We start from the raw sequence: 17,591 nt of genomic DNA, 5'->3' as shown, positions 1-17,591 counted from the left end.
TGGTCCTGCCGCCTATTGGAGCTGGCTGCTCCCGGTATTCTTGTCCTCGCTCAGCCGCAGCTTTCTCCTCAATGCCATGATCTCGGCAATCGCGGCATCGATCATGGTGAGAAGTGTCAATGTGTCGTGCTGGCTTGGATCGGCTCTGACATAGGCGAGCTGATTGACGATGTCGGTGTCGTCGTCGGTTTCGTCGCTCATGGCCATCTTCCGGCTGTTCTCGCTGTGGATTTCTCCATCGGATCGCATCGGCCGTCAAATTACCCTTCCATCACGTCATCGTGTCGATGGGCATATGCAACGCTGCGGCTTTGCGCTTCGTCGTCCGATGCTGGACCTTTTCACCGCGCCGTTCAGACCCCGCGGGCGCGGCCTGCTTGACCAGTGTTCGCTGTCGGATCATTTCCTGTGCGATATCGGCGTGCTCGACTGACATGTGCGTTCCGGCACCATTCGCCGAGGACGATCTTTGACCGATAGGACGCGAGGGAGGAAAGATGAGTGTGCCATCCGAGGCTCTGGCGAAGAGCCGTCAAACGATCAGCGCCTATGAGGATTATGCGGAACGCTACGATGCCATCGTGCGGCATGTTCCCAACGAGAGAGAGCAGGCATCGCTGAAGCGCCTTGTGGCGATTGCCGGCACGGCCGGCCGGATTCTGGAAGTCGGCTCGGGAGCCGGCTACGACGCGGACTTTCTGGAGGGCCTGGGCGTCAAGGTTCGCCGCACCGACGCGACAAAACGGTTTCTCGAACTGCAGGCCGCGCGCGGCAAGCATGGCGAGCTTCTCGATCTCCTCACCGATGATCTCGGCGGGCCCCATGACGCTGTCCTGGCGCTCGCCGTCCTGATCCATGTACCGCGCGACCAGATTGACCAGGTGCTTGCCAGGATAGCCGGGTCGCTGCGGCCAGGCGGCGCCTTCCTGGTATCGATGCGCAATGGCGATGGCGAGACATCAGGCGAATATCATACGGTCTACTGGCGCAGGGACGATTTCGCGGCCCGTCTCGAAGCCGCCGGGCTGGTCCTTCTCAGGGACGACTTCAACCTGGGCCGCAACGACGAGGAATGGAATACGTTCCTGACGGTGCGGCCGTTGTGAAGGGAAGGGCGCGTCACGCCTCGTTGACCATCGCCTCGATGTTGTAGCCATCGGGATCAAGCACGAAGCAGGCGTAATAATTCTTCGCATAGTCCGGACGCGGGCCGGGCGCGCCATTGTCCTCGGCACCCGCTTCAAGCGCCGCGCGATGGAATGCATCGACCTCCGCCTTGCTCTTGACCCGGAAAGCGACATGCAGATGGGTGAGCGGCGTCTTCTCGCCCGTGCGCTGGATTTCGAACAGGCAGCCATTGCCGACATCGAAGGCCCAGAACACGCCCTCCTTGCCGAAGGACAGGCGATACCCCAACGCCGCGAAACCGCGTTCATAGAAAAGCTTGCTCTTCTCCAGGTCGCCCACTTCGATGGTGATGTGATCGATCATGTTGTGTTTCGCCTGGGATGTTGAACATTTGCTGGGCCGGTCACCCCGGCGCCCCTACGAATAAGCAAGACATTGCCGCCGCCGTGCTGTCTAGTGCCGGTTCCTGCAATCCGGGGGGATCAGGGTGGAGCTGGAACTCAAATTTCTGCTGATCGGATTTGCCTGCGTGGTCGCGGGCAGTCTGTCGCTCATCACCTTCGTGAAATGGCGAGAGGTGCAAGCCCTCAGCCGCTGGCTGCCGACGCCAGGAAAGATCATCTCGTCGCGCGTCGAGGCGCGTGAAGTCAGAAGCTCGGGCGTCGGCTCGGACAGCAGCGACACCACCGAGATGCGCAATTTTCCGGCGATCACCTTCGAATACAAGGTGGGCGGCAGGAAATTTCAAAGCTCGCGCTACAGCGTGAAGGAAAATCTGGGGAATTTCGAAGTCACCGAGACCCTTGCGCAGTTTCCTCGCGGGGCGGAGGTGACGGTCTTCTACAATCCGGCCGATCCCGGCAAAGCCGTGATCGAGCGCACCATGCCGGATGGCGCCTTCAAGTTCATGCTTCAGCTCTCGGCCGGGTTGGTGATCGGCACGGCGGTGCTGGTGTTTTCCGTCGGCGGCGTGCTGGAGGCGATCCGGCCGCATCTGCCCAAGCCGCAGAACCTCGGCGCCGCGGCACTGCTGCTGTTCATGGGGCTGTTCGCCCTGCGCATGGGTTTCGCCCAGAAGTCGTTGGCCGAACAGGCGGCAAAATGGCCGGTCGCCGCCGGCCGCATTGAGTCCTCGGGTCTGCAGGCGCTGCGAAACTATAGCGGCTATCGACGTTGGCGCACCGTCTTCAAATCCCGCATCGTCTACAGCTATGGCGTCGCCGGCCAGCGCTACAGCGCCGACCGCGTGACGTTCGGCGCCACCGTGACGGCTTCGCTGCCCGGCCTCGTCAGCGGCCAGGCCCGGAGCTATGCCGAGGGCAGCAAGGTCGACGTGCACTACGACCCCGCCAACCCCGCCTCGGCCGTGCTCGAATGCCGGGTGCGCGGGCTCTGGCTTCTATGGGTCTGTTCGGCAGGCTTCCTCGGCGGCGCGGCCCTGCTCGTCGGGTTGGTCTGAGTGTCGGCGCTTTCAGCAGCGGACCAGAGGGCCGCTGTCGAATCCCCGCCAGGTGAACCGCACCGTCGCGCCATGTTTCTTGATATGGATGATGCGGGAAAATGGCTCGTCGAGCGACGGGTCCGCGCCATAGCACTGGCTGGCGCGGACCACCCAGCCCGTGGCGGTTTTGCGGAAGGTCGCGTGCTCGCAGCCGAGGTCGGGAAACGACAGGGCCGACTGATCCACGGTGTAGACGGTCTGGCGTTGGGCGTCGGCGGCCGCATGGCAGTTCAACCTGTCCGTCGACCACGTCCCGACATAGGGCGTCGCCGCCAGCGATGGGATCGCCGCAAAAGTGGATATCGCCATCGCCATCACAAAACGCTGCATCACCGGGCTTTCTCCTTCGCCATTTCTCGCGACCATACAGACTGTCGGGATCGGTACCCGGATAAGTTTTCGTTCGGGAGCGGTCGAGGGCGCTCGTTCCGGATTTCGCTTATGGTTTTGCACGGATGATGCGACTGTGCAGCCCGGCAGCCTCGCTTCACAACGCTTTTCCCGAGATATCGATGATCATTTACAGACTGGCCTTTGTTGTCCTGGGTTTGCTCGGCTCCTTGCAGATGGCGAGCGCCGGGGAATGCCTGCTGAGCCACGCCACCTACCGCGAGCAGCGCTCGGGCGCCGTTCTACAATTCCGGCCGCTGGACAATGAGCCGGCGGCACTGACGGCGCAGGTGTTTTCGCTGAGCGTGCCCAACACCGACAAAAGCCTGCCGGCCGACATCACCTGGACCAATGGCAGGAATTCGTTTCCGCTCGGCACCATCCGTCACACCTGCACCGACGACGACCGCGAAGCGGGCCTGCAGGATGGCAGCGGGCTGTGCAGGATATGGGATGGTCAGGTCTACGCCTTGACCGGCGGCGGCGCCGAGCAGCTGGCTTCGCGCGAAGCGACACCGGCGCCGAAAGGGCTGTTGCTGCCCGATTTCGGAGTGGCTTTCACCGAATGGGCCGATTTCGCCGACGCCAATCCGAACGGCTCGGCCTGGGATGCCTTTACCCTGACAGGATGCAGCGATGACTAGCGCCATGAGATCGATCCTTTGGGCCTGCGCCTTGCTTGCATCCGTGACGATATCCGCCGCGGCACGCGCGGATGAGCCGGCGCCGTCGCGCCCGCCGATCGACAAATGCGTCTGGGAAAAGCTGGCCGACAAGACGATCGGCCTTGCCGCCTGGGCGCAGCGCTGCGATTTCGGCTTCCGCCAGATCCATTTCGAATTCGCCGGCAACGCGCTCGCCATCAAATACAGCGATGGCGGCGCGGCTGATCCTCTGGTCGAGGTGTTCGACATCAAATCAGGCGAAACCGCCGAGGCTGCGCTGCTGCGCCTGTTCCTGGAAAAGACCGACAAGGCTGTCAGTTCGCGCTGCGTGTTGGCGGCTTACACGGAAGGCACAGTGCCTGCCGGCGTCAAGCGCTACACGTTCAGCCCCGACGCCGCCTATGCGAAAGAACTGAAAGCGCTTGCCAACCCCGACGAGGTTCCAGAGCCGCCCTGCGGCGACTGGGGCGAAATGCCGGACGGCATTCAGTATTTCGAGGTGCCGGCGGGTGAGGGGCGGAAGGTGCTGTTTGTCCGGGTGGGGCAGGACGAGCCGTTGTTCGACGAGCAGACGCTGCGGGTGTTGCCGCCGAATTGAATGGCCTTTCCAGCCAAAGGGGAGGTTGCGAAAACGCCGTCATCATAACCGATCTTGATCGAGAGCAGGCGCTCAAAAGGTCACGAGATCCGTGTGGCCGAAACCCTTCGAGTAGTCGAGCACGGAGATGACGGAAGGCACCACACGGAAGATGCGCACCTGCTCCGGTGTCGGCATCGCGAATGGCATCGAGGCTTGTGGCGGATATTTCATCGGCATCATCCCCAGGACCTTCTCGGCCTCGGCCCTGTCCGTGACCGGCTGTGCCCGTGCCGCCATGGAAAGGCCAGTGATCTCCATCACCTGAGGCGCGTCGTGATCGATGGTCAGCGACAGGCGATCGTCCCGCGCCAGATTCGCCGCCTTCTGGCTGTCGAGCCCGCAAAGAAAATAGAGGGAAAGGCCGTCATTGACGTAGCCCACGGTCGTCGCCTGGGGCCAGCCGTCCGCCCTCAGTGTTGCAACCGTCATGATGCGGTGCTGATCAAGAAGCGTCTGAATCTTGTCTCTGATCTCTGCGTCCATCGCTCGTCTCCAACGTCATTCCTGGCGGTGAAGATAGTGAGGCGTGGATCGCCTGGCCTTGACGCACATCAAACGTATGGAGGAAAGACGCCGCTCTGACCGGCGGGCTGAGCCTCGCCTTATGCCACCCGGTGTCAAGCGTTATACGTTCAGCCCAAACGCCGCCTATGCGAAAGAACTGAAAGCACTTGCCGACCCCAACGAGATTCCCGAACCGCCCTGCGGCGACTGGGGCGAAATGCCCGACGGCATCCAGTATTTCGAGGTGCCTGCGGGTGAGGGGCGGAAGGTGCTGTTTGTCCGGGTGGGGCAGGACGAACCGCTGTTTGACGAGCAGACGCTGCGGGTGTTGTAGGCGGAATAAGCGGCCGACCATAGCCTGGTCAGTATTTCACATACGGGCTGTTAGCATTGAGGCCAGCATCTTTCGTAGCGACGACGAATCCCGACACAAATAGTGGCGCCTATTTATTGCTGGTGAAAAAGTCGCGGTAAGTTCGAGCAAGAGCTATCAGCTAAATAGGTGATTTACGCCTGCCGCTGCGAGAATCGCATCGAGATAGCGAGCTTTATCGTCTCGACTCTCCAGGTTAAAAGAATCTGAGATGTTTTTCCGTGCGATTTCTAACGCGGGAAAGACTGCTGTTTCAACCAATGACGAGGCAGCATAAACCAGATAGCATCTGGTTTCTGTTCCACCCAAAACCTCGCGAGCGTGTTGAAAGGTAACATTTGCCAGTGCTGCATTCTTAAGCTCAGCAGGCCCGGCGTCTTCCGACTTTCGAAAATCGATTGTCTCAGTTGCGTGATAAGCTCCGTTTCGAATTAAGAAATCGACGTGAAGCTTTCCAGATGGACCAACAGGCATATTGGCTATCACTTTATGTCTATCGATATCTTCGATCTTGCTACTAAATATCTGATATTCCTGAAATATTCGTTTTAGATCGCGCGAAAGGTTAGACGAAGCCCTACGAATTCTCGTCTTTTTCGGCTTTTCCACGTATTCCGAAATAATTTCCGAGATTCTTAGCTCATACTGTCGGTCATCATCAGTCGAAAACCATCCGATGTCAGACAATTGAACGCCAGCAAAGCGAGAAATCTCATGAGCTCGGTCGCTTACGGATGATTTGCCTTCATCCAAATTGATCAGGTTTTCAGCCAACCAATCAAGGGTCGCACTTTGGACGCCAAAATATTCCAGCAAAGATGGGGACGCGCTAAAGCGTACGTCCAGCCTTTCGCCAAAAACGACAATGCCAACGTTTAGTGTTTCGCCGCGATGAGCAAAAGGCATCAGTCGAATGATGGCGTAGTTATAGATATGTGCCATCAGTGAGTCCTTCGCCGATCAACTTCAGCCGGTGCTCGAACTGCGCGCTTACAAACCACTTTGCAAACGACTCTCTCTGTTCCTTCGACAACCATTCGCTTGGCATTCCAAAAAGCGCTCGTTCCAAAAGGAATTTGCGACCATCCCTCAACCGAGACAATAGCGTGTCAGCCGCAGAATTGGCAAATCCATGAGCCGCACGAATCTGGCGACCAATGCGAACGGTAGGTGACATTGGAGCCAGGGGCAAAGGAGTTCTGCCATTATGAAGCAGATCAGAGCAACCAAAATCAATGAGATGAACATGCCCAATTTGCTGGCCGGCTCCGCTCGCTGACTCGACAGAAATTATGAAATTGTCTTGATGACGGTCGATATTTCCGATCACGAGATCGAGGGCATAGGTCGACGAGAGGATGTTGGCCATTTCAGGGGTGAAAATGTCGTTCCCTGCTTTGCCCAGAAGCACTCGAGCAGCCTCAATTTCTGGAAGTCTGGGGGTGATTTCCTTAGTGCCATAGATGCGTGTGCCATCAGCGCCCTGCAGGATTTTGGGGCTCGCGACTGGGAGGTTCAGCGAATCGGCGAGGGAGTTGCAAATCCACTCGGTAGCCGAGACGAGATCATCCTTCGCGCCGCCCTTCAGGACATAATAGCTACCGTCTTCACCCAACGCACGTCCCATAACGTGCATTGTTTGATTCGTTCGGACTGGCCGATATTCAACGATTCGAAGTGGAATAACTTCCAACTGAGTCATGAAGTCTCATCCCGTATCAACAGCCGTCATAAATATCCCCTTCTCTAAAATCAGAACCGAACTATCCTTCCTCAGCTGCATCCGCTCGTGGCGCCGCACGTGTCGCACTTCTCGCACGTCCCGTTCCGCACCATCGTAAAATTCTGGCACTCGGAGCAGGAATTGCCGGTGTAGCCTTGCAGCAGTGACTTGGCGCGGCGGTCGGCGGCGAGTCTCTTCGCTTCGGCCGCTTCATTCGCCGCTGCGTCGGTGAACAGCGCCGCCGTGGCGTCCGAGGCCACGGAAGCAGAACCTGCCGCTTCCTCGAAGGCGATATCCTCGGCCAATTCCTTGGCCCGCTCCTCATAGTCGCGCTTGTAGGCGATCGCCTCGTCGCTGGCCGGCTTCAACGCCAGCACGTTGGAGCCGGAGAAGGCGGTCGGCGCCGAGCGGGCAGGGGTTCCGGTCGAGCCGCTGGAAAAGCCCTTCGGCTCGCTGCCGATTGCCCTCGACACCAGCTTCACCGGCGAACCACGGGTCAGGCCCTTGGAGACGGCGTCGGTCTTGCCTTCGCTGATGCCGCGGCCAAGCGCGGTGTTGGAGAAGTCCGATTGGTCGACATGGGCGAGGTCGTTGCGGCCGAGATAGGAGATGGCCAGTTCGCGGAACACGTAGTCGAGGATCGACGTCGCGCTCTTGATGGCATCGTTGCCGATGACCATGCCGGCCGGCTCGAACTTGGTGAAGGTGAAGGCGTGCACATATTCATCGAGCGGCACGCCGTACTGCAGGCCGAGCGAGATCGCGATGGCGAAGTTGTTGAGAAGGCCACGCAGTGTCGCGCCTTCCTTGTTCATGTCGATGAAGATCTCGCCGAGGCGGCCATCATCATATTCGCCAGTGCGCAGGAAGATGGTGTTGCCGCCGATCTTGGCCTTCTGCGTATAGCCCTTGCGGCGGCCGGGCAGCTTTTCCTGCTCGCGCGAGACGCGCTCGATGATGCGCTCGACGATCCGCTCGGTGATCTGCGCCGCGCGCGCCGCGGCCGGAGCCTGGATCAACTGCTCGACCGCATCGTCCTCGTCCTCCTCGCCATCGGCGAGCAGCGAGGCATTGAGCGGCTGCGACAGCTTGGAGCCGTCGCGGTAGAGCGCGTTGGCCTTCAGCGCCAGCTTCCACGACAGCATGTAGGCGCCCTTGGCGTCTTCCACGGTCGCGTCATTGGGCATGTTGATGGTCTTGGAGATGGCGCCCGAAATGAAGGGCTGTGCCGCCGCCATCATCTGGATGTGGCTGTTGATCGAAAGCGAGCGCTTGCCGATCTTGCCGCAGGGGCTGGCGCAGTCGAACACGGCGAGGTGCTCGGCCTTGAGGAAGGGCGCGCCTTCCAGCGTCATGGCGCCGCAGACATGGATGTTGGCGGCCTCGATGTCCTTCCTGGAGAAGCCCATCGCCGGCAGCATCTCGAACGAGAAGTCGTTGAGCTGCTCGTCGGTGAACCCAAAAGTCTCCTTTACCCAGTCGGCGCCGAGCGTCCACTGGTTGAAGACGAACTTGATGTCGAAGGCCGACTTCAGCGCCGCGTTGAGCGCCGTGATCTTGTCGTCGGTGAAGCCCTTGGCCTTGAGCGAGCCGGGGTTGATGGCTGGCGCCTGGTTGAGATTGCCGTGGCCGACCGCGTAGGCCTCGATCTCGGCGATCTGGCTCTCGGAATAGCCGAGCGTGCGCAGCGCTTCCGGCACGGCGCGGTTGATGATCTTGAAGTAGCCACCACCGGCGAGCTTCTTGAACTTCACCAGCGCGAAGTCGGGCTCGATGCCGGTGGTGTCGCAATCCATGACCAGGCCGATCGTGCCGGTCGGCGCGATCACGGTTGCCTGCGCATTGCGGTAGCCATGCTCCTCGCCAAGCTCGATGGCGCGGTCCCAGGCGGCCTTGGCATGCTCGGCAAGCGCCTGCTGCTTGAGGTCGGAAGCGACCAGCGGCACCGGGTTGACGGCGAGCTTCTCGTAGCCGTCCTTGTCGCCATAGGCGGCGCGGCGATGGTTGCGCATGACGCGCAGCATGTTCTGGGCGTTGCGGTCATAGTCGGGGAACGCGCCGAGCTCGGAGGCCATTTCCGCCGAGGTGGCGTAGGCGACGCCGGTCATGATGGCGGTGAGCGCGGCGCAGATGGCGCGGCCCTCGTCGGAATCATAGGGAATGCCCGAGGTCATCAGCAGGCCGCCAATGTTGGCGTAGCCGAGGCCGAGCGTGCGGTAGTCGTAGGAGAGCTTGGCGATCTCCTTCGACGGGAACTGCGCCATCATCACCGAGACTTCAAGCACGATGGTCCACAGCCGAACCGTGTGCTCGTAGGCGGCGATGTCGATCGTGCCGTCGGCGTTGCGGTAGGGCAGCAGGTTGATCGAGGCGAGGTTGCAGGCCGTGTCGTCGAGGAACATGTATTCCGAGCACGGGTTGGAGGCCCGGATCGCACCGGCCGAAGCGCAGGTGTGCCAGTCGTTCATCGTCGTGTTGAAATGCAGGCCGGGATCCGCGGACGCCCAGGCGGCGTAGCCGATCTTTTCCCAGAGGTCCCTGGCCTTCAGCGTCTTCAGCACCTTGCCGTCCTTGCGGGCGGTCAGGTGCCAGTCGGCATCGTCCTCGACGGCGCGCAGGAAATTGTCCTTCAGCGACACCGAATTGTTGGAGTTCTGGCCTGAAACCGTCAGATAGGCATCCGAATCCCAGTCGGTGTCGTAGGTCTTGAACGACATCGACGTGTAGCCCTGCTTGGCGAACTGGATCACGCGGTAGATGTAGTTCTCCGGAACGGCCGACTTCTTGGCCGCCTTGATCTCGCGCTTCAGCGCCGTGTTGATGGCCGGATCGAAGCAGTCGTCGTCATGGCCTTCGCAATTGACGCAGGCCTTCATGATCGCTTCGAGGTGCTTCTTGACGATCTTGGAGCCAGTCACCAGCGAGGCGACCTTCTGCTCTTCATTGACCTTCCAGTCGATGAATTCCTCGATATCGGGGTGGTCGGCGTCGACGATGACCATTTTCGCCGCACGGCGCGTCGTGCCGCCCGACTTGATGGCGCCCGCTGCGCGGTCGCCGATCTTGAGGAAGCTCATCAGGCCGGAGGAGCGGCCGCCGCCCGACAGTTTTTCGCCTTCGCCGCGCAGCAGCGAGAAGTTCGAGCCGGTGCCCGAGCCATATTTGAACAGGCGCGCCTCACGCACCCACAAATCCATGATGCCGCCCTCGTTGACGAGGTCGTCCTGCACGCCCTGGATGAAGCAGGCATGCGGCTGCGGATGCTCGTAGGAGGATTTCGACTTGGTCAGCTTGCCGGTGAAGGGGTCGACATAGAAGTGGCCCTGGCTCGGACCGTCAATGCCGTAGGCCCAGTGCAACCCAGTGTTGAACCATTGCGGCGAATTCGGCGCGACGCGCTGGGTGGCCAGCATATAGGCGAGCTCGTCGCGGAAAGCGCGCGCGTCTTCCTCCGACTTGAAGTAGCCGCCCTTCCAGCCCCAGTAGGTCCAGGTGCCGGCCAGCCGGTCGAAGACCTGGCGGGCGTCGATCTCGGAACCATAGCGCTCAGCTTCCGGCAGCTTGGCAAGTTCGGCCTCGTCGGCCACGGAGCGCCACAGGAAGGAGGGGACATCGTTCTCCTCGACCTTCTTCAGGCGCGCGGGCACGCCGGCCTTGCGGAAATACTTCTGCGCAAGGATGTCGGCGGCAACCTGCGAGAACTGCGCCGGCACATCGATATTGTCCAAGCGGAACACCACCGAGCCATCCGGATTCTTGATCTCGGAAAGAGCCTTGCGGAATTCGATCTCCGCATAAGCTGATTGGCCTGGCTTGGTGAAACGACGCTCGATGCGCATTGGTCCGGTCCTTTTGTCTATATATAGCGCTTTCGTCAGGGGATTTCTGCCCCCCGGGGCGAAAAGCGCAGTCCGCCGTTTGCCGGCATCGCGAACAATGCCGGCATCTCCTCGTCGCAAGCGCCCGCAGCAACAGGCAACCGAGCACCTTCCCAGGCGCCTACCCAAGCTGCAAACCGACCCCGCGGGTCCTCAACTGAAACTTTTGCGATTCCCTACGTAGAGGGAAATTCACACTATCTAGGGTCGAACCTATCTGCAAACACTAAATATAGTATTAACAGACAATTTATTCCAGTCCGACAATTGTCCCTTTCGTCGCCCCACCACCCACAATCCCAACGCTTCCGCCGGCCTCGTAAACAGGCGGAAATGCGGGCAAAAACACACATAATCCGGGAAAAAGACCGGGCTCAGAACTTTCCGGTCGCGCTCTCAACAGGAGCACATGGCCTATAAAAGGCGACTCGTTTTGCGCCGTCAAGGATTCGTTTGCGTAGCTTTTGTGACCCCAACATCTTGTGTGTCACACATGTGGATAACGGGGATAGAAACGCGCCGCCGCGATTGTCATCTCCGGCGGCGATTTACGCGCCGCCGACAGGCACGAGGCCTCGTCGGGGATGCGCCCCGGCTGCAAGGCCTCTCGGGCTGGCAGGTGCGGTTCAGCCGTAATGCAGTTTCGGCTTCGGCTCGGTGCCGGTGAACTGCACGCCGATCCGGTCATTGCGGCGCCAGCGGACCTCGCAGCGGTAGGCCACGCCGTCGAGCGGCACATAGAGAAGGAAACGATCGGGAATCCGCGCCTCGACCGGTATTTTCAATTCGGCGCCGCTCGCATGCTGGTTGCGCAGCGTTACGGCGACTTCCGAGTTTTGAATCCCGGTGATGACGGAACCGCCCTTGAGCACGCGGGGACGGTGCTCGCGTTGCGGCTCGCCGGGTTCTTGCTGAATTGGGTTTACGGGATTCGCCATCGATCAACGCCAGGTTAGCCATTTTCTAGCGAAGAAAAATTAGCAAACCATTCATGCGGCACATCACAGGGTTGTGAGCCTGCCATGGCGCACGCGGAAGAGGTCGGCGGTCGGCTCTAGGAGAATCTGTGCGGGTCGGCGCAGAAATAGGCAATGATCTGGCAAAGGTCGGGTTCATTGACCATGCGCACCGCTTCGCCGGAATTGACCCATTTGCGGGTGCGGGAGTGCTTTTCCTTCCAACGATCGGCGATCTTGTCGACGTGCAGCGGGAACACCAGCACCTCGCAAGGCACCTCCTCACCCGAAGCCAGCACCTTGGCATAGAAGTAACGGCCGGCTTCGAGATGGGAAACGCTTCCGCGCAATCCGGCTTCCTCGCCAGCCTCGCGGGCCGCCGCTTCGCAAAGCGGCTCCTTGGCCTCCGGCCAGCCCTTCGGCAACACCCAGCGGCCGGTATCACGGCTGGTGATGAGCATGATCTCGACGCCGTTCCCGGTATCGCGCCAGGGCAGGGCGGCAACCTGCAGGCGGCACGGCGCGGTGCCGAAGAGTCGCCGGACCCGTTCAGCCAGATGGTTGTGCGTCGTTGGCCTCGTCAACATCGGAGAAGCTAGCCCCAGCCTCCAGAATCGTTTGCCGCCTCACGAATCTTACGGCTAATTGTCACCAATAAAAGTAAAAACTTTGGTCAGGCTGGCCGATTCCCGCCAATAAGCGTCGATTTCACAGGATATCCTGCCCCGCGGAGCCTTTCGCGGAAGCAAATATTGTCATCGGTGACGGCTTAACTGGAAAAAGCGGTTTGTCGCGAATCAGCCGACGTGATCGTCGGCGATCGGCTTCTGGTAGGTGAAGCCCATGTCCCATGGGAAATAGATCCATGTGTCCTGGCTGACTTCGGTGACGAAAGTATCGACCAGCGGCCGGCCCTTGGGCTTGGCGTAGACAGTGGCGAAGTGGGCCTTGGGCATCATCGCCCGCACGATGCCCGCGGTTTTGCCGGTGTCGGTCAGGTCATCGATGATCAGCACGCCCGCGCCGTCCTCGGCAAGCAGTGCGGGGGTGACTTCCTTCAGCACCTGCAACTGTCCCTGGCTGGAATAGTCGTGATAGGAGGCGACGCAGACCGTCTCGATGATGCGGATGCCGAGTTCGCGCGAGATGATGGCGGCCGGAACCAGCCCGCCGCGCGTGATGCACACGATCGCTTTCCATTGACCCTTGTTGGCGCCGGCAAGCCGCCAGGCGAGCGCGCGGGCGTCACGATGGAACTGGTCCCAGGAGACCGGGAAGGCTTTTTCGGGAAGGGACATGTCTCGCGCACTCCGCAGCACGCGAAGGCCGCGTGCAAGAAAACCAAGGGAATGCGCGCGGAATTAACTGGAAACCCTTGGCCTTGGCAAGGGCGACCGGATACGATCGCTGTGGACTTACCGCGACAGGAAGGCCGCCACCGGCGCGGTGCGCAACACCGAGCGTGTAACTCCGCCGAACAGGAGCCGACGCAGCCACGAATGGCTGTAGGCACCAAGAACGAGCAGATCGGCGCCGGTCTCGACGATCCTTGTCTGGATCATGTCCTCGACCGGGATGCCTCCCGATTTTTGTACGCTGACGCCGACACTGGCGCCATGACGTGAAAGGGACGAAGCGATTTCGGTTCCGGCGGCCTCCGGGCTGTCATCGAGCGTATCGGGCGGGTCGATGATCAATATCTCGGTCTTCTCGGCCTCGATGATGAAGGGCAATGCGTCAAAGGCGGCGCGCGCCGCCTCCTTGCTGCCGTTCCAGATGAGCAGCACGTGCTTGAAAGTGGTGAGCAATGGCCCCTGGGGCGGCACCACCAATACCGGTCGGCCGGCATCGTAGACCAGCGTGCCCACATCCGCGCTCGGATCGCTGCCGGTTTCGCTCTGCGCCGCGATGATCAGGTCGGCAGCGCGCACGCTCGAAATACCGGTCAGGGCGCTGTCGCCGGAGAAGCTCTCCAGGCTGCGCCATTCGAAGGACAGGCCTGAATCCTCGATTTGCCTGAGAAAAACCGCCTGAAGCTTTTCGGCGCGTTCGCGGCTCATATCGGCCGATACCTGCAGGAACTCCGTGTCGGGAAAACCGGTTGCCGAGGTGTACGGCACCGGAAGCGCCTCGGCATGGATACCGATCAGGTGGCTCTGGAAGCGGCTGGCGAGCGGAATGGCGCAGTCGAGCACGCGTTCTGCGTCCTGCTCGTTCTGCAGAATGGCAACGATGGTCTTGAAGCGCATGGTGATCCCTCAATCTGGCGAGCCTTGGAGCACGCGTGCAGGGAAACGCCGCGGCGCCGCGCTTGGTTCCGGCTAGAGCAATTCCAGGAAACGTGTGAGGCGGTTCTCCGTCCGGAATTGCGTCAGCTGCTTCAGGGGGCGATCAGCTCGCCTTGGCGGCGAAACCCGCCACCATCGCCTCGACATCGGCGCGCGCGGCATCGAGTGCCTCCTGGCTGCGGGCGCGAACCACCAGTTCGGTCCAGAATTTGCCGTCGCCATACTTTGGATAGGAGCCGATGATCGTGTCCGGATGCGCTTTCTGGATCTCACCCAAGGGGCCACCGACAAGGCCCTCGCCGAACGGACAGTGCACCGCCGCCGACAGCATCTTCGTGCCGGTCTTCAGCGTCGGCACGACATTGTCGAGCATGGCCTGGAAGATCGAGGGCACACCGGCCATGACATGGACATTGCCGATGCGAAAGCCGGGCGCCACGGACACCGGGTTGTCGATATGGTCGGCGCCGCGCGGCATTCGCGCCATGCGCTTGCGCGCCTCGGTATATTCGAGGCCGCGTGCGGCATAGCTCGCCTCCAGCATCGCATAGGCCTTGGCGTCGTATTCGCAGGGAACCCCGAACGCCTTGGCGATCGAATCGGCTGTGATGTCGTCATGGGTCGGGCCGATGCCGCCGGTGGTGAACACATAGGTGTAGCGTGCGCGCACCGCATTCACCGCAGCTACGATCTCGTCTTCCTCGTCGGGCACGATGCGCACCTCCTTGAGGTCGATGCCGATCGCCGTCATGATATCGGCGAGGTGGCCGATATTCTTGTCCTTGGTGCGGCCGGACAGGATTTCATCGCCGATGACGAGCATGGCGGCGGTAACGATTTCGGTCATGGAGGGCTCCGGCAGGACGGGTCGCCTGAGATAGCGCGGCGCGTGGCTGTCGGCAATGCCAACCGGGCGGGGAACAATCCACACCTGGACGCGCCCGCTTCGACGCAAGGTTGCGGCGTGACCGGATGCGGCTAAGCTCAGGCTGGTTCTGGTCCGGGTGAACAATGCTGATATCGATCCTGTCGTGGCTGCTGGCCCTGCTGTTCCTGCTGGCGGTTCTGGGGATTGCCTGTCTGGTGCTGGCGACGCTGTGGATCGCGGCGAAGGCGCGGAGACTGGTGCCGCCCATCGGAAAATTCGTCGAGATCGATGGCAACCGCATCCACTATATCGATGTGAGCGAGGGACGGCCGATCGTTTTCCTGCATGGGCTTGGCGCTCAACTCCATCATTTCCGGCACACGCTGTTCGCACATTTTGGCCCGGGCTACCGGCTGATCGCGCTCGATCGTCCGGGATCGGGCTATTCGGTTCGCGCCAATGGCGCCACGGGCCGGTTGCCCGAACAGGCGGCCTTGGTGCGGCGCTTCATCGAAAGACTGGGGCTGGAAAGGCCGCTGGTGGTGGGCCACTCGCTGGGTGGCGCCATCGCGCTGACCTTGGCCGTGGAATATCCCTCGGCGATTTCGGGCATCGCCTTGCTGGCGCCGCTGACGCATCTGGAAACCCGGGCACGCCAGCGATTTGACCTGCTCTACATTCCCTCACGCCTGTTGCGCCGGATCATGGCCTATACCGTGGCGATACCTCTGAGCCTGCGCTATGCCCGGCCGACAATGGAGTTCATCTTCGGGCCGCAGGCTTTTCCCGCGGACTACATGGTCGCCGGCGGCGGGTGGCTCGGGCTGCGGCCAGGCCATTTCCAGGCAACATCAGCCGATGTCGTGGCCATCGAACAGGATCTCGGTCGCATCGAACAACGCTATGACGAGATTGCCATGCCTGCAGGCATGCTCTTCGGAACCGCCGACCGCGTCATCGATATCCGCATCCATGGCGAGCCTGTGCGAGGCAGGATCGAAGGGCTCGATTTCGAACCTGTCGACGGCGTTGGCCATATGCCGCAGTTTGTCGAGCCCGAGCGGGTGACCGGTTTCATAGAGCGGATCGGCGCCCGAGCGTTTCCATCACCTCTGCCTCACGACAATTTCAATGAACCATCCGGCTGACTGACGGGTTTACCCCGTGTCGCACCCAAGGCGACCAAGACACGGAGTAATTCAATGTACACGAAACTTCTCGCAGCATCGGTTCTGACGATCGGCCTCGCCACATCGGCGATGGCCCAGTCATCCGAAGGCGCATATTCCAATCATCACAACTGGTGGCCGTTCGGCAACGAAGAGTCGTCAGGCGTTGACCAGAACACGACCGGAAGCATCAATGGCGACCGCTCCGGGCTGGACACCCTTGGCAGTTCGGGTGCGGTCGGCCCTTGTGCCTACAACACGGCCGGGCCTGACGCGAATGCCCAGGGCAACGTGAACGACCAGTACTGCGGCAAATAGTCGGCCGCTGGGCAGCCGTCGACCGTAGGACGCCGTCTCTCCTGGCGTCCGCGGTCGGCGCCCTGCCTTTTCCGGCAGGCAAGCTCTCTTCTTCGGAAATTTAGTCTGACACCTCGGTCTGCGGCCGGTCGCGGCCGTCAGCCAATTCCTCGTGCCATTTGCCGTCGGCATCCTCATACTGGATGCCGTCCGTAGCGCCTGCCACCTGCTGCTCGGCCGAAGCGATCTCGGCGGCGCGCAGTGCGTCCTGATGGGTGGGAAATGTCTCCGAGAAGGTCGAACCGACCTTGTAGGCCCAGCCGCCGTCATGCTCGACGATCTTGTAAGTCAGCTTCGCCATCAAAACCTCCGGTTGAAAGGTCCGCCTGCTCAATGCAGCCGGTCGTCGGACAGCTTGTCTTCGGGCACCAGCACTTCAGACTCCCTGGCGGCCTCGATCAATGCCCGTCGCGCATCCGCTGTCGAACGATAACCTTCCAGCACTTTGAGGCAAGTGTCGAGGGCATCACGATGACGCGGGCCGCGATTAAGCGGCCACACCGTCATCAGACACTCCGCCGCTTCCTGGGTGCTGCGGATATGGCGATACTTGCCGACATGGCCGAGTTCGACCACGACCGGCGTTTCAAAGGGTTTGTTGTTGTCCATCATGGCCGCAACGCAAAACAGCCAATTTGGTTGCAAAAGTGGCTTTCGGCCTGCGCCCAAAAGTCGCGTCGCGTCTGCGACGCGCTTTAGCTCTTTGTTCGATGCATGTCGTTGTCCCAAAACCGCATCCACTTTTGGGCGACATGCACGGGCGTCTCAGTAGCCACAATCGTTGCGCAGCCAGCGTGCGTTTGCCCAACCGGTCGTGCCGCCGATTTCGACCTGGTACCAGTTGCCGCGCCGGTCGAATATTTCGGTATGATCGCCGTTGAACAGCTGGCCGATCATCCGCGACGACGAGTTCGGTCGCGCCCGCACGGCGAGAAAGCCACTGCCGGTCGCCAGATTGTAGCGCCCGGACAGGCCGTGCACCGTACCTTCGCAATATTGCGCGACGCTCGGCGTCGATGCGCCGAGCCAAAACCCGGCCATCGCCACAAGCATCGCAGCCGGCAAGAATGCCCTGAACGACATGATTTCCTCCCAAGCCCGGCCGCGCCCGCCGCAGCCTCACCCAACGTAACAGTTTGCGAACGAAATTG

At 61.0% G+C, this 17,591-nt stretch carries 23 protein-coding genes; 8 read left to right on the top strand and 15 right to left on the bottom strand.

Features of this window, described 5'->3' with window-relative positions:
- Nucleotides 1–12 precede the first annotated feature (12 nt).
- Nucleotides 13–201: a hypothetical protein gene (locus AC07UC_RS23400; RefSeq protein WP_494907545.1), complete on the bottom strand. Its 189-nt coding sequence runs from the start codon at nt 199–201 to the stop codon at nt 13–15.
- Here AC07UC_RS23400 and AC07UC_RS23395 point away from each other — a divergent pair.
- Nucleotides 200–433: a hypothetical protein gene (locus AC07UC_RS23395; protein ID WP_494907544.1), complete on the top strand. Its 234-nt coding sequence runs from the start codon at nt 200–202 to the stop codon at nt 431–433. The genes AC07UC_RS23400 and AC07UC_RS23395 overlap by 2 nt on opposite strands.
- Before the next feature lie 64 nt (nt 434–497).
- The gene (locus tag AC07UC_RS23390) at nt 498–1,106 is read left to right on the top strand and encodes a class I SAM-dependent DNA methyltransferase (RefSeq protein ID WP_494907543.1); all 609 of its coding nucleotides are present in this window, start codon (nt 498–500) and stop codon (nt 1,104–1,106) included.
- Between the two features lie 13 nt (nt 1,107–1,119).
- On the opposite strand, the gene AC07UC_RS23385 is transcribed toward AC07UC_RS23390, so the two are convergent.
- Nucleotides 1,120–1,491 carry a VOC family protein gene (locus AC07UC_RS23385; RefSeq protein WP_494907542.1) on the bottom strand — a complete coding sequence of 124 codons (372 nt, stop codon included), beginning with the start codon at nt 1,489–1,491 and terminating at the stop codon, nt 1,120–1,122.
- Nucleotides 1,492–1,615: 124 nt separating this feature from the next.
- Here AC07UC_RS23385 and AC07UC_RS23380 point away from each other — a divergent pair, with 124 nt between their 5' ends.
- Entirely contained in the window at nt 1,616–2,587 is a 972-nt protein-coding gene (locus tag AC07UC_RS23380; RefSeq protein WP_494907541.1) for a DUF3592 domain-containing protein, read from the top strand.
- Nucleotides 2,588–2,599: 12 nt separating this feature from the next.
- Here AC07UC_RS23380 and AC07UC_RS23375 read toward each other — a convergent pair whose 3' ends face one another.
- Nucleotides 2,600–2,959 carry a hypothetical protein gene (locus AC07UC_RS23375; protein ID WP_494908974.1) on the bottom strand — a complete coding sequence of 120 codons (360 nt, stop codon included), beginning with the start codon at nt 2,957–2,959 and terminating at the stop codon, nt 2,600–2,602.
- Between the two features lie 182 nt (nt 2,960–3,141).
- Between AC07UC_RS23375 and AC07UC_RS23370 the strand changes: the two genes are divergently transcribed.
- The gene (locus AC07UC_RS23370) at nt 3,142–3,663 is read left to right on the top strand and encodes a hypothetical protein (protein WP_494907540.1); all 522 of its coding nucleotides are present in this window, start codon (nt 3,142–3,144) and stop codon (nt 3,661–3,663) included.
- Nucleotides 3,656–4,282: a hypothetical protein gene (locus AC07UC_RS23365; protein ID WP_494907539.1), complete on the top strand. Its 627-nt coding sequence runs from the start codon at nt 3,656–3,658 to the stop codon at nt 4,280–4,282. Before AC07UC_RS23370 ends, AC07UC_RS23365 begins: the two co-directional genes overlap by 8 nt.
- A 72-nt stretch (nt 4,283–4,354) precedes the next feature.
- Here AC07UC_RS23365 and AC07UC_RS23360 read toward each other — a convergent pair whose 3' ends face one another.
- Nucleotides 4,355–4,807: a pyridoxamine 5'-phosphate oxidase family protein gene (locus AC07UC_RS23360; RefSeq protein ID WP_140767775.1), complete on the bottom strand. Its 453-nt coding sequence runs from the start codon at nt 4,805–4,807 to the stop codon at nt 4,355–4,357.
- Between the two features lie 58 nt (nt 4,808–4,865).
- Between AC07UC_RS23360 and AC07UC_RS23355 the strand changes: the two genes are divergently transcribed.
- Complete coding sequence (locus tag AC07UC_RS23355) at nt 4,866–5,162, top strand: hypothetical protein (RefSeq protein ID WP_494907538.1); 297 nt, start codon at nt 4,866–4,868, stop codon at nt 5,160–5,162.
- A gap of 156 nt (nt 5,163–5,318) precedes the next feature.
- Here the strand turns inward: AC07UC_RS23355 and AC07UC_RS23350 are convergent, their stop codons facing one another.
- From AC07UC_RS23350 to AC07UC_RS23315, 8 genes are all read right to left on the bottom strand, one after another.
- The gene (locus AC07UC_RS23350) at nt 5,319–6,143 is read right to left on the bottom strand and encodes a DUF3037 domain-containing protein (protein WP_494907537.1); all 825 of its coding nucleotides are present in this window, start codon (nt 6,141–6,143) and stop codon (nt 5,319–5,321) included.
- Nucleotides 6,127–6,903, bottom strand: coding sequence for a hypothetical protein (locus tag AC07UC_RS23345; protein WP_494907536.1), 777 nt, complete (start codon nt 6,901–6,903; stop codon nt 6,127–6,129). Before AC07UC_RS23345 ends, AC07UC_RS23350 begins: the two co-directional genes overlap by 17 nt.
- Before the next feature lie 71 nt (nt 6,904–6,974).
- The gene (locus tag AC07UC_RS23340) at nt 6,975–10,763 is read right to left on the bottom strand and encodes a vitamin B12-dependent ribonucleotide reductase (RefSeq protein WP_494907535.1); all 3,789 of its coding nucleotides are present in this window, start codon (nt 10,761–10,763) and stop codon (nt 6,975–6,977) included.
- A gap of 665 nt (nt 10,764–11,428) precedes the next feature.
- A complete protein-coding gene (locus AC07UC_RS23335) occupies nt 11,429–11,740 on the bottom strand; it encodes a PilZ domain-containing protein (RefSeq protein ID WP_494907534.1) in 312 nt (103 codons plus the stop codon).
- Between the two features lie 116 nt (nt 11,741–11,856).
- A complete protein-coding gene (locus AC07UC_RS23330) occupies nt 11,857–12,345 on the bottom strand; it encodes an NUDIX hydrolase (RefSeq protein WP_140767772.1) in 489 nt (162 codons plus the stop codon).
- A gap of 210 nt (nt 12,346–12,555) precedes the next feature.
- Nucleotides 12,556–13,056, bottom strand: coding sequence for a xanthine phosphoribosyltransferase (gene gpt / locus AC07UC_RS23325; protein WP_056566656.1), 501 nt, complete (start codon nt 13,054–13,056; stop codon nt 12,556–12,558).
- Between the two features lie 117 nt (nt 13,057–13,173).
- Nucleotides 13,174–14,007 (bottom strand): universal stress protein, encoded by an 834-nt coding sequence (locus AC07UC_RS23320; protein WP_202322851.1) that lies wholly within the window; start codon nt 14,005–14,007, stop codon nt 13,174–13,176.
- A 142-nt stretch (nt 14,008–14,149) separates the two neighbouring features.
- Nucleotides 14,150–14,893, bottom strand: coding sequence for a competence/damage-inducible protein A (locus AC07UC_RS23315; protein WP_494907533.1), 744 nt, complete (start codon nt 14,891–14,893; stop codon nt 14,150–14,152).
- Between the two features lie 164 nt (nt 14,894–15,057).
- Between AC07UC_RS23315 and AC07UC_RS23310 the strand changes: the two genes are divergently transcribed.
- On the top strand, nt 15,058–16,062 hold the full coding sequence (locus AC07UC_RS23310) for an alpha/beta fold hydrolase (protein WP_494907532.1): 1,005 nt from the start codon (nt 15,058–15,060) through the stop codon (nt 16,060–16,062).
- A 54-nt stretch (nt 16,063–16,116) separates the two neighbouring features.
- A complete protein-coding gene (locus AC07UC_RS23305) occupies nt 16,117–16,401 on the top strand; it encodes a hypothetical protein (RefSeq protein WP_140767768.1) in 285 nt (94 codons plus the stop codon).
- Nucleotides 16,402–16,501: 100 nt separating this feature from the next.
- Here the strand turns inward: AC07UC_RS23305 and AC07UC_RS23300 are convergent, their stop codons facing one another.
- From AC07UC_RS23300 to AC07UC_RS23290, 3 genes are all read right to left on the bottom strand, one after another.
- Nucleotides 16,502–16,741: a DUF2188 domain-containing protein gene (locus tag AC07UC_RS23300; RefSeq protein WP_019857848.1), complete on the bottom strand. Its 240-nt coding sequence runs from the start codon at nt 16,739–16,741 to the stop codon at nt 16,502–16,504.
- Between the two features lie 29 nt (nt 16,742–16,770).
- Entirely contained in the window at nt 16,771–17,049 is a 279-nt protein-coding gene (locus AC07UC_RS23295) for a DUF982 domain-containing protein (RefSeq protein WP_446720338.1), read from the bottom strand.
- Nucleotides 17,050–17,205: 156 nt separating this feature from the next.
- A complete protein-coding gene (locus tag AC07UC_RS23290) occupies nt 17,206–17,523 on the bottom strand; it encodes an SH3 domain-containing protein (RefSeq protein WP_172350725.1) in 318 nt (105 codons plus the stop codon).
- Nucleotides 17,524–17,591 lie beyond the last annotated feature (68 nt).

This window comes from Mesorhizobium sp. GW821-FHT04C10 (assembly GCF_059420305.1).
This window is presented reverse-complemented; position numbering and strand designations above follow the sequence as displayed.

Excerpts from the sequence above, each read along its gene's own strand:
- AC07UC_RS23300 (WP_019857848.1), bottom strand. The coding sequence starts at position 16,741 with ATGGCGAAGCTGACTTACAAGATCGTCGAGCATGACGGCGGCTGGGCC.
- AC07UC_RS23335 (WP_494907534.1), bottom strand. The coding sequence starts at position 11,740 with ATGGCGAATCCCGTAAACCCAATTCAGCAAGAACCCGGCGAGCCGCAA.
- AC07UC_RS23290 (WP_172350725.1), bottom strand. The coding sequence starts at position 17,523 with ATGTCGTTCAGGGCATTCTTGCCGGCTGCGATGCTTGTGGCGATGGCC.
- AC07UC_RS23400 (WP_494907545.1), bottom strand. The coding sequence starts at position 201 with ATGAGCGACGAAACCGACGACGACACCGACATCGTCAATCAGCTCGCC.
- AC07UC_RS23345 (WP_494907536.1), bottom strand. The coding sequence starts at position 6,903 with ATGACTCAGTTGGAAGTTATTCCACTTCGAATCGTTGAATATCGGCCA.
- gpt (WP_056566656.1), bottom strand. The coding sequence starts at position 13,056 with ATGTCCCTTCCCGAAAAAGCCTTCCCGGTCTCCTGGGACCAGTTCCAT.
- AC07UC_RS23395 (WP_494907544.1), top strand. The coding sequence starts at position 200 with ATGGCCATCTTCCGGCTGTTCTCGCTGTGGATTTCTCCATCGGATCGC.
- AC07UC_RS23305 (WP_140767768.1), top strand. The coding sequence starts at position 16,117 with ATGTACACGAAACTTCTCGCAGCATCGGTTCTGACGATCGGCCTCGCC.
- AC07UC_RS23375 (WP_494908974.1), bottom strand. The coding sequence starts at position 2,959 with ATGCAGCGTTTTGTGATGGCGATGGCGATATCCACTTTTGCGGCGATC.
- AC07UC_RS23310 (WP_494907532.1), top strand. The coding sequence starts at position 15,058 with ATGCTGATATCGATCCTGTCGTGGCTGCTGGCCCTGCTGTTCCTGCTG.
- AC07UC_RS23315 (WP_494907533.1), bottom strand. The coding sequence starts at position 14,893 with ATGACCGAAATCGTTACCGCCGCCATGCTCGTCATCGGCGATGAAATC.
- AC07UC_RS23390 (WP_494907543.1), top strand. The coding sequence starts at position 498 with ATGAGTGTGCCATCCGAGGCTCTGGCGAAGAGCCGTCAAACGATCAGC.
- AC07UC_RS23350 (WP_494907537.1), bottom strand. The coding sequence starts at position 6,143 with ATGGCACATATCTATAACTACGCCATCATTCGACTGATGCCTTTTGCT.
- AC07UC_RS23320 (WP_202322851.1), bottom strand. The coding sequence starts at position 14,007 with ATGCGCTTCAAGACCATCGTTGCCATTCTGCAGAACGAGCAGGACGCA.
- AC07UC_RS23365 (WP_494907539.1), top strand. The coding sequence starts at position 3,656 with ATGACTAGCGCCATGAGATCGATCCTTTGGGCCTGCGCCTTGCTTGCA.
- AC07UC_RS23370 (WP_494907540.1), top strand. The coding sequence starts at position 3,142 with ATGATCATTTACAGACTGGCCTTTGTTGTCCTGGGTTTGCTCGGCTCC.
- AC07UC_RS23340 (WP_494907535.1), bottom strand. The coding sequence starts at position 10,763 with ATGCGCATCGAGCGTCGTTTCACCAAGCCAGGCCAATCAGCTTATGCG.
- AC07UC_RS23295 (WP_446720338.1), bottom strand. The coding sequence starts at position 17,049 with ATGGACAACAACAAACCCTTTGAAACGCCGGTCGTGGTCGAACTCGGC.
- AC07UC_RS23330 (WP_140767772.1), bottom strand. The coding sequence starts at position 12,345 with ATGTTGACGAGGCCAACGACGCACAACCATCTGGCTGAACGGGTCCGG.
- AC07UC_RS23385 (WP_494907542.1), bottom strand. The coding sequence starts at position 1,491 with ATGATCGATCACATCACCATCGAAGTGGGCGACCTGGAGAAGAGCAAG.
- AC07UC_RS23360 (WP_140767775.1), bottom strand. The coding sequence starts at position 4,807 with ATGGACGCAGAGATCAGAGACAAGATTCAGACGCTTCTTGATCAGCAC.